The organism is Bradyrhizobium liaoningense (assembly GCF_018130825.1).
Classification (GTDB): Bacteria; Pseudomonadota; Alphaproteobacteria; order Rhizobiales; family Xanthobacteraceae; genus Bradyrhizobium; species Bradyrhizobium liaoningense_B.
Map to the genome: position 1 here is coordinate 1,768,472 of NZ_JAFCJS010000001.1, position 8,155 is coordinate 1,776,626.

Annotated in this window: 8 protein-coding genes; 4 read left to right on the plus strand and 4 right to left on the minus strand. The window is 65.9% G+C overall.

Annotation, left to right across the window (positions count from 1 at the left end; all coding sequences use genetic code 11):
* From lon to JQ603_RS08640, 3 genes are all read right to left on the minus strand, one after another.
* Nucleotides 1-2,406, minus strand: coding sequence for an endopeptidase La (gene lon / locus JQ603_RS08630; RefSeq protein ID WP_212338076.1), 2,406 nt, complete (start codon nucleotides 2,404-2,406; stop codon nucleotides 1-3).
* An 8-nt stretch (nucleotides 2,407-2,414) separates the two neighbouring features.
* A complete protein-coding gene (locus JQ603_RS08635) occupies nucleotides 2,415-2,798 on the minus strand; it encodes an Hsp20/alpha crystallin family protein (RefSeq protein ID WP_018647936.1) in 384 nt (127 codons plus the stop codon).
* A 153-nt stretch (nucleotides 2,799-2,951) separates the two neighbouring features.
* Nucleotides 2,952-3,518: a ferritin-like domain-containing protein gene (locus tag JQ603_RS08640; protein ID WP_212338079.1), complete on the minus strand. Its 567-nt coding sequence runs from the start codon at nucleotides 3,516-3,518 to the stop codon at nucleotides 2,952-2,954.
* Nucleotides 3,519-3,663: 145 nt separating this feature from the next.
* On the opposite strand from JQ603_RS08640, the gene JQ603_RS08645 reads away from it, so the two are divergent.
* From JQ603_RS08645 to JQ603_RS08655, 3 genes are all read left to right on the plus strand, one after another.
* Entirely contained in the window at nucleotides 3,664-4,290 is a 627-nt protein-coding gene (locus JQ603_RS08645; protein WP_212338275.1) for a MarC family protein, read from the plus strand.
* A 150-nt stretch (nucleotides 4,291-4,440) separates the two neighbouring features.
* Entirely contained in the window at nucleotides 4,441-5,094 is a 654-nt protein-coding gene (locus JQ603_RS08650) for an L-fuculose-phosphate aldolase (protein ID WP_212338081.1), read from the plus strand.
* A 12-nt stretch (nucleotides 5,095-5,106) separates the two neighbouring features.
* The gene (locus JQ603_RS08655; RefSeq protein WP_212338082.1) at nucleotides 5,107-6,894 is read left to right on the plus strand and encodes a chloride channel protein; all 1,788 of its coding nucleotides are present in this window, start codon (nucleotides 5,107-5,109) and stop codon (nucleotides 6,892-6,894) included.
* 47 nt (nucleotides 6,895-6,941) lie between these two features.
* On the opposite strand, the gene JQ603_RS08660 is transcribed toward JQ603_RS08655, so the two are convergent.
* Nucleotides 6,942-7,199, minus strand: a complete 258-nt coding sequence (locus JQ603_RS08660; protein ID WP_211409926.1) for a DUF2798 domain-containing protein — start codon at nucleotides 7,197-7,199, stop codon at nucleotides 6,942-6,944.
* A 291-nt stretch (nucleotides 7,200-7,490) separates the two neighbouring features.
* Here JQ603_RS08660 and JQ603_RS08665 point away from each other — a divergent pair, with 291 nt between their 5' ends.
* Complete coding sequence (locus JQ603_RS08665; RefSeq protein ID WP_212338083.1) at nucleotides 7,491-7,871, plus strand: hypothetical protein; 381 nt, start codon at nucleotides 7,491-7,493, stop codon at nucleotides 7,869-7,871.
* The last annotated feature ends 284 nt before the right edge of the window (nucleotides 7,872-8,155 follow it).

The window sequence follows — 8,155 nt, forward strand, 5'->3', positions numbered from 1 at the left end:
TCACTCCGCCGCTTCGACCTTCGCACCGGCTTGGGCTTCCGCCGGCTCGAGCGCTGCGGCGATGGCCTCGTCGACGCGCTCAAGCCAGATGAATTCGAGGTTGTCCCGCGCGCTCTTCGGGATGTCGTCATAGTCCCGCTTGTTGCGCGCCGGCAGCATCACCCGCTTCAGCCCGGCAGCGGCCGCAGCCACCACCTTCTCCTTGATGCCGCCGACCGGCAGCACCAGGCCGCGCAGCGAGATCTCGCCGGTCATCGCGGTGTCGCTGCGCACCGTACGGTTGGTGAGCAGGGACGTCAGCGCCGTGAACATCGCCACACCCGCGCTCGGCCCGTCCTTCGGGGTTGCACCCGCGGGGACGTGAACGTGGATGTCGCTCTTCTCGAACACCGACTGATCGATGCCGAGCTGCGGCGCCTTGCTCTTCACCAGCGTCAGCGCCGCCTGCACGCTCTCGCGCATGACCTCGCCGAGCTGGCCGGTCAGGATCATGCCGCCGCGGCCGGGCACGCGCGAGGCCTCGATGAACAGGATGTCGCCGCCGACCGGTGTCCAGGCAAGGCCGGTGGCCACGCCCGGAATGCTGGTGCGCTGCGCGATCTCGCCCTCGAAGCGCGGCTGGCCGAGCACGGTGCCGATGTCCTTCGTCGTCACCACGACCTTCGCAGCGGTGCCTTCGGCGACCTGCACCGCGGCATGCCGGAACACTTTTCCGATCTCGCGCTCGAGGTTGCGCACGCCGGCTTCGCGGGTGTAGCCCTTGACGATCAGCTTCAAGGCCTCCGGCTCGATCTCGGCCTGCTCGGCCGAGAGGCCATTGGCCTCCAGCTGCCGTCGCACCAGATAGCGCCGCGCGATCTCCAGCTTCTCGTCCTCGGTGTAACCGGCGAGGCTGATCAGCTCCATGCGGTCCAGCAGCGGACCCGGAATCTGGTCCAGCATGTTGGCGGTCGCGATGAAGACGACGCGCGACAGATCGAAGGGCACGCCCAGGTAGTTGTCCCGGAACGTCCCGTTCTGCTCGGGGTCGAGCACCTCCAGCATGGCAGCGGAGGGATCGCCCTGCACGCCACGGCCCATCTTGTCGATCTCGTCCAGCATCATGACGCAGTTGCGGCTGCCCGCCTTCTTGATGCCCTGGATGATGTTGCCGGGCAGCGCGCCGATATAGGTGCGCCGGTGACCGCGGATCTCGGCCTCGTCATGCACGCCGCCTAAGCTGACGCGCACGAAGGGGCGATCCATCGCACGGGCGATGGACTGGCCGAGCGAGGTCTTGCCGACGCCGGGCGGGCCGACGAAGCACAGGATCGGGGCCTTGCCCTGCGGGGCGAGCTTGCGCACCGCCAGATATTCGATGATCCGGCTCTTGATCTTCTCCAGGCCGAAATGATCGGCGTCCAGGATGCGCCGCGCCTCCTTGATGTCGATCGGCTTCTCCGCGGGCAGCGCCCAGGGCAGCTCGATCAGCCAGTCGAGATAGGTGCGGACCATGCCGGCTTCGCCGGCGGCCTCGGGCATGCGCTCGTAGCGGCGCAGCTCCTTCTTGGCGTGCGCCTCCGCTTCCGGCGGCATGTTGGCCTTGGCGATGGCGGCGGTCAGCTCGGTGACCTCGGCCGCCTTGCCGTCGCCTTCGCCGAGCTGACGCTGGATGGTTGCCATCTGCTCGCGCAGGATCGCCTCGCGCTGCCGCTCGTCGAACGTGGCGCGGGTTTTCTGGCCGATCTCGTTGCTGATGCGCAGCACCTCCAGCCGCTCGGCCAGGTGCTTCGACACCTTCTCGACGCGCAAGGCGAGGTCGATGGTCTCCAGCACCTCCTGCTTGTCCTGCGGCTTGATGTCCATAAACGACGTCGCCAGGTCCGCCAGCGCGCCGGGCGCGGTGGTGCCCTGGAACATCCCAACCAGCTCGGGCGGCGCTTGCGGCAGCAGCTCGATCGCCTCGATCGCCTGGCGCTGCAGGTTCAGCGCCCGCGCCTCGATCTCGGGCGAGCTCGTGGTCGGCTCGGGGATCTGCTGGATCCGCGCGGCCGGGAACGGCGTCCCCGGCAGGAAGTCGAGGATGCGCGCGCGTTGCACGCCCTGGCAGACGATGTGATGGGTGCCGTCGGGCGCGGTGATGTAGCGCACGATGTTGGCGATGGTCGCGACGCGGTAGAGGTCGTCCGGCCCGGGCTCCTCGATCTCGGGGCTGCGCTGCAGGACGATGCCGACCGGCCGCTGCTCGCGCAGCGCCTGCTGCGCGGCGGCGATGGACTTCGCCCGGCCGATCGCGATCGGCGCGATGGCGCCGGGGAACAGCACCATCTCGCGCACGGGAATGATGATCAGCGCGTCCTCGGGGATCTTCACGTCCGAGCCGTTTTGGGAATTGGTCTGTGCGTTATTCATCTGTTCGGTGGCCATGATCGACCTCAGGATTTGGCGAGGCGCAGTGCGACGCAGCCGTCCATCACGAAGCGGCTGATGGCGTAGCGGCCGAGGGGGAGCGCGATGCGCCGCTCGAAGCGGCCCTGTGGCAGCTCGAGCCGGTGGATGCGGGCGTTGCGAAGCTCCGGCGGCAGCGTGCGCTGGCCGGAGATCACGAGCACGCCGTCATGGATGACCGTCTCGACATTGTCCGGATTGACGCCGGGAAGCGCGACCAGGATCAAAAGCTCATGCTCGGTCTCGAGCACGTCGATCGGCGGCTCCCAGCAGGCTTCCTGGCGGCCGAACTGGTGCCGCAGCCGTTCGGCGCGGGTCAGCGAGTCCAGGGCTTCGGACAGCATCCAGTCGAGGGGATTTTTGGGTTGCATGATGCGGACTCGGGGCTGGGAAAGCCTGCATATGGGGCTGGTTCCCGGGAAATCCAGTGCAGTGGCGCTGACGTGCCATGCGCCATCGTGCGATCCAACAAGCGAACGCCGCGGCTCGGCCGCGGCGTTCTGTCGTGAGAGCGCGGCGCAGCATCAGGCAGCGGCGCGATACTCGTCTTCCGCTTCGAGGTTGATGACGGAGGTGGCAAGCTCCGTCAGCGAGCGATCGGTCGCCTCTTCCTCGTCCAGCGTCTCCTGGAGCAGCCTTGCTGCGTCCTGCATGCCGAGCTCCTCGGCCCAGGTGCGCAGCGTGCCGTAGCGGGAGATCTCGTAATGCTCGACCGATTGCGCCGCTGCAAGCAGGCCGGCGTCGAGGGCGGGGGCTCCCTTGAACTCCTTCATGATCTCGGCGCCCTCGTCCGCGATGCCGTTGATGGCCTCGCAGGGCTTGCCGCGTGCGGGCTTGCCCAGCATCTTGAAGATCTGGTCGAGACGTTTGACCTGACCCTGGGTCTCGCGCAGATGCTTGTTGAAGGCAGCGGTGAGGTCCTTCGACTGCGCGGCCTTGGCCATCTTGGGCAGGGTCTTGATGATCTTGTTCTCGGCGAAATAGATGTCCTTCAGCGTTGCCAGGAACAGGTCGCTGAGCATCTTCGGCGCCTGACGCGGCCGGCGCGCCGCGGTCTTCTTGCTCGTGCGTTTCTTCGCTCGTTTGGCCATTGGTCCTCCTCTCGAGATGACACGGGAAGGCATGCCCTTCCTCGATCCTCAGGCGATCAAGAGTCGGGATCGGCAAATGTTCCTCGCGAAGGCGGCCGCGAGCCGCTATGGCTTCCTGCCTGAGCTACGCCAGAGACGCTTTCCAATGCTCGACTTCGCCCTGTCCGCCTTCGTGACGCTGCTGCTGGTGGTCGATCCGGTCGGCCTTGCGCCGGCGTTCCTGGCCGCGACTTCCGGCATGCCCGACAAGGTCAAGCGGACGATCGCGCTGCGCGCGCCGCTGATCGCGGCCTCGATCCTGGTCGTGATCGCGCTGGTCGGAAACTGGCTGCTGCGCCAGCTCGGGATCGGCATCCCCGCCTTCCAGATCGCCGGCGGGCTGCTGCTGTTCGGCGTCTCCTACCAGATGATCTTCGGCGATCGTCCGCATCGCGAGGCCCGCGAGGCCGACAAGGCGACCTCGGAGCACGCGTCCGACGTCGCGGTGTTTCCCCTGGCCATCCCCATGATGGCCGGCCCCGGCGCGATCGCGACCACGCTGCTCCTGTCGGGCGACGCCGGCTACGGTGCGAGGCTTGTGATCATCATCGCGATCGTGCTCGCGGTTTGCCTGCTCTGCATGCTCTGCTTTCTCTCCGCGAGCCTGATCGCCCGCACCCTCGGGCGCACCGGAAACGCGGTGCTCTCGCGTGTGCTCGGCATGCTGCTCGCGGCCTATTCGGTGCAGTTCGTGATCAACGGCGTTGCGGCTGTCCGGGCGAGCCTGGCGTAGGCCTGCGACAATCTGTTAATTCGTTGATTTTACGGTCTATTTCGAGAAAGAGCGCGCGCGCCGTCCAGATGGCGGACGGACCGGTCGCTTTCGCTTGCACTGCCATGTTGCTTTGACGTACTTCCCCTTCACCAGCGCCAGGAAATCGGGATGTCGATGACAGCGGACGAGCTCGCCAAGAGACAGGCCATCATCGACGCCTGTCGCCGCATGAACGCGCTCGGCATCAACCAGGGTACCTCAGGCAATATCAGTGTCCGGCATGCGGACGGGCTTCTGGTCACGCCGACCAGCGTACCCTATGACGCCATGACGCCGGACCAGATCGTGTTCATGGCGATGGACGGCTCGCACGCGCGCCAGCAAAAGCCGTCCAGCGAGTGGCGCTTCCATCGCGACATCCTGAAGTCGCGGCCCGACGTCAACGCCGTCGTCCACGCCCATCCGACCTATTGCACCATCCTGGCGATCATGGGCATGGCGATCCCGCCCGTGCACTACATGATTGCTGCTGCCGGCGGCGACAGCATCCGCTGCGCGCCCTATGCCACCTTCGGAACGGAGGAACTGTCCGAACATGCGGTGCGGGCGCTGGAGGGACGGCTCGCCTGCCTGCTCGACCATCACGGCATGATCGCGATCGGCAGGACGCTGGACAAGGCGATGTGGCTCGCCGTCGAGGTCGAGACGCTGGCGCGGCAATATCACGGCTGTCTTCAGATCGGACAACCGCCGCTGCTTTCCAGTGACGAGATCGAACGGGTCCGCCAGCGCATGGCCGGCTACGGCCTGTCGGAAGGGTAGGGCGGGCAAAAGGTGTTCGTACGGATCAGGCATCTCGTCGATCGCAAGGGAACCAACCGCACCATGGTTCGGCTGCGCGCGCTGCTGCGCAGCAACGAATTCTACCTGATCCCGCTGGCGCTCGTGATCGGCACGCTCGCCGGCGCCGTCGTGACGCTGATGGCCGAGATCGCCCAGATCGCCCATGTGGTGATCTACGGCATTCCCGTCGACGTTCGCCTCTCGGCCAATGCGCGCGTGAGCCCTTGGGCCGCGCTGCTCGCACCTGCGCTCGGCGGGTTGGCGCTCGGCATCATGGAATGGTCGCGGCGGCGGATGAAGATCTCCAACGCGGTCGACCCTATCGAGGCCAACGCGCTGCGCGGCGGCAATCTCTCGATGCGCGACAGCGTGGTGGTCTCGAGCCAGACGCTGATCTCCAACGGCTGCGGTGCGTCGGTCGGCCTCGAGGCCGGCTATACCCAGATCGGCTCCGGCATCGCCTCGCTGCTCGGCAAGTTCTTCAATCTGCGCCGCAACGATCTGCGCCTGATGGTCGGCTGCGGTGCGGCCGCCGCGATTGCAGCCGCGTTCGGTGCGCCGATCACCGGCGCCTTCTACGCCTGCGAGCTGATCGTCGGCGTCTATTCGGTCGGCAGCGCCGCGCCGATCCTGGCGGCCTCGCTCGCCGGCGCGCTGACCGCGCAATGGCTCGGCGGCGCGCCGTATTCATTGGAGATACCCAAGGTCAGCGCCGTCGGCGTCGAGCAATATCTGGCGCTGATCGGGCTCGCCCTCATCACCAGCGGCGTCGGCATTGCCGTGATGCGTTCCTCGCCGATGTTCGAGCGTCTGTTCGCCTGGCTGCCGGTCTGGCTGCGTCCGGTGTTCGGCGGCCTCATCGTCGGCGGCTTTGCGATTGTCACGCCGCAGGTGCTGGCGGCCGGCCACGGCGCCATGGTGCTCGATCTGTTTCACGACATGACGATCGGCCTGATCGCGCTGATCATCGCCCTGAAAGTGACGGCGTGCCTGATCTCGCTGGCCTCGGGCTTCCGCGGCGGCCTGTTCTTCGCCTCGCTGTTCGTCGGCAGCCTGATCGGAAAATTCTTCGCCGAGCTGCTGGAACTGATCAGTCCGAACTTCGTGATCGATCCGCTGGTGGCGATGCTGACGGGCATGGCGACGCTCGGCGTCGCCATCGTCGGTGGGCCCCTGACGATGTCGTTCCTCGTGCTCGAGATGACCCGCAATGTCGACGTCACCGCCGTGGTGCTGGCCGGCTGCATCGTCACCTCGATCTGCGTGCGCTTCATGTTCGGCCACTCCTTCTCGACCTGGCGCCTGCATCTGCGCGGCGAGACCATCCGCAGCGCCAACGACGTCGGCTGGCTGCGCAATCTCACCGTCGAGCGCCTGATGCGCTCCGACGTCGGCAAGGTGCCGTCGACCACGACGATCGCGGCTGTGCGCCGCGAATTCGCGCTGGGGTCGCGGCCCGGTATCGTCATCGTCAACAACGCGGACGAATATGTCGGCCTCGTCTTGCTGCCCGACCTGTACTCCAGCGATCTCGACACCATCGCCGACGACATCCAGGTGATCGAGCTCGCCCGCCTGATCGACATCGTGCTGATTCCGGAAATGAACGTGAAATCCGCGATGGCGGTGTTCGACGAAGCGGAAGCGGAGATGCTGGCGGTGGTCGATTCCACCGACAGCCGCAAGGTGGTCGGCTTCCTCACCGAGACCTTCGCCCGCCGCCGCTATGTCGAGGAGATCGACAAGGCGACGCGCGGCGTGCTGGGGGCGTTGTCGTAAAGCGTTGAGGCGGGACGGCGGGCTGCGTGCGCCGCCGTCCGCGCCTTCTATCGACCTGGTTGGGACGGGGACGCGACGAGGCAGGCCACGATCCGGCGGACCAGCGGAAGCACCACGAGCAGCGTCGGGAAGGCGACGAGCCATGACAGCCCCCAGGCGCCGGGCCAGGTGGCCAGGAACGCCGGCGTTGCGCCGAGGCTCCGCAGCGTCGAAATGACCGACACCACGGCTGTCATGAGGATGGACAGCACGAATGGCATCACGATCGGCGCATAGCGCGCCGGCAGTTTGCGAACCGCAATCATCTGATTTCTCTTGAAGAATAGGACGCGTCAGTCACGTTGAACCCAAAAATTGGCATCGATCCCGACGGCGTCGGTTGATGCGTTGGTTCACGTGAACGCTTACGGCGACCGAAAAAACGGCGCGGCTGTTCATTATCCGCTCAGGTTGAGTGGCGCAAGCTGGATCGGATCGTTCGGTTTACAATCGTTCAAAGCGTGGCAGATCGCCGCGATCCTGAAACCAATTCAGCGGTTTGGGCGTTGCGGACGGTTTGCATGGATGTGTTTGGGCGAAAACAGAGGAAAGTCAAAATGAGCAGACTCGTGATTTCCGCAGCCGGCCGCAACACCGTCCTGGCTGCGTGCGCTGGCCTGGCGGTGCTCGCAACCTCGGTATCGCCCTCGGCTGCGGCAGCCCCTCGGCCGGCACAGGCGGCGCCCGCAAACGCAGGTCAGGCCTCCTCCGACGTCACTGATTTCAGCGCAGCCCGTCGTCGCCACTACTACCGGCGTGGACCGAACGCCGCAGGTCTCGCCTTCATGGGCGCAGCGGCGGGCATCATCGGCGGAGTGATCGCCGAGCAGCGGCGCCGCGACTATTATGAGAACCGCTATTATTACGGCCCGCGTCCTTACTACGGCGGCCAGGGCTACTACGGCGGCAGTCCCTATTATTACGATCCGGGCTACTGATACCGGTCGTATCGAGCGGCCGTAGTTCGTCGGTCAGATCCACTTCCGGATTTTGCAGAAGGGCGGTGCTTTGCGCCGCCTTTTTTGTTGCTTCCTTGCTCTTGTAGTTCCATCCGGGCTACGGGACCGAATTGTGTCGCCCGGCTGTCAATCCCGGTCGGCGAAAATATTCCGCTTTATCGAAATTCGGATTTGTCGTATGTGTGGCCCATCCCGGCTCATCCTTGAGGGGCGATCATGAGGTCGTCATTGTCGCGAGCCGGGCTTGCGGTGGACGCGGCAGC

What these genes read in the sequence shown, in the direction of transcription:
- JQ603_RS08645 (WP_212338275.1), top strand. Translation starts at nt 3,664, where the DNA reads ATGCTCGACTTCGCCCTGTCCGCCTTCGTGACGCTGCTGCTGGTGGTC.
- JQ603_RS08665 (WP_212338083.1), top strand. Translation starts at nt 7,491, where the DNA reads ATGAGCAGACTCGTGATTTCCGCAGCCGGCCGCAACACCGTCCTGGCT.
- JQ603_RS08640 (WP_212338079.1), bottom strand. Translation starts at nt 3,518, where the DNA reads ATGGCCAAACGAGCGAAGAAACGCACGAGCAAGAAGACCGCGGCGCGC.
- lon (WP_212338076.1), bottom strand. Translation starts at nt 2,406, where the DNA reads ATGGCCACCGAACAGATGAATAACGCACAGACCAATTCCCAAAACGGC.
- JQ603_RS08650 (WP_212338081.1), top strand. Translation starts at nt 4,441, where the DNA reads ATGTCGATGACAGCGGACGAGCTCGCCAAGAGACAGGCCATCATCGAC.
- JQ603_RS08635 (WP_018647936.1), bottom strand. Translation starts at nt 2,798, where the DNA reads ATGCAACCCAAAAATCCCCTCGACTGGATGCTGTCCGAAGCCCTGGAC.
- JQ603_RS08660 (WP_211409926.1), bottom strand. Translation starts at nt 7,199, where the DNA reads ATGATTGCGGTTCGCAAACTGCCGGCGCGCTATGCGCCGATCGTGATG.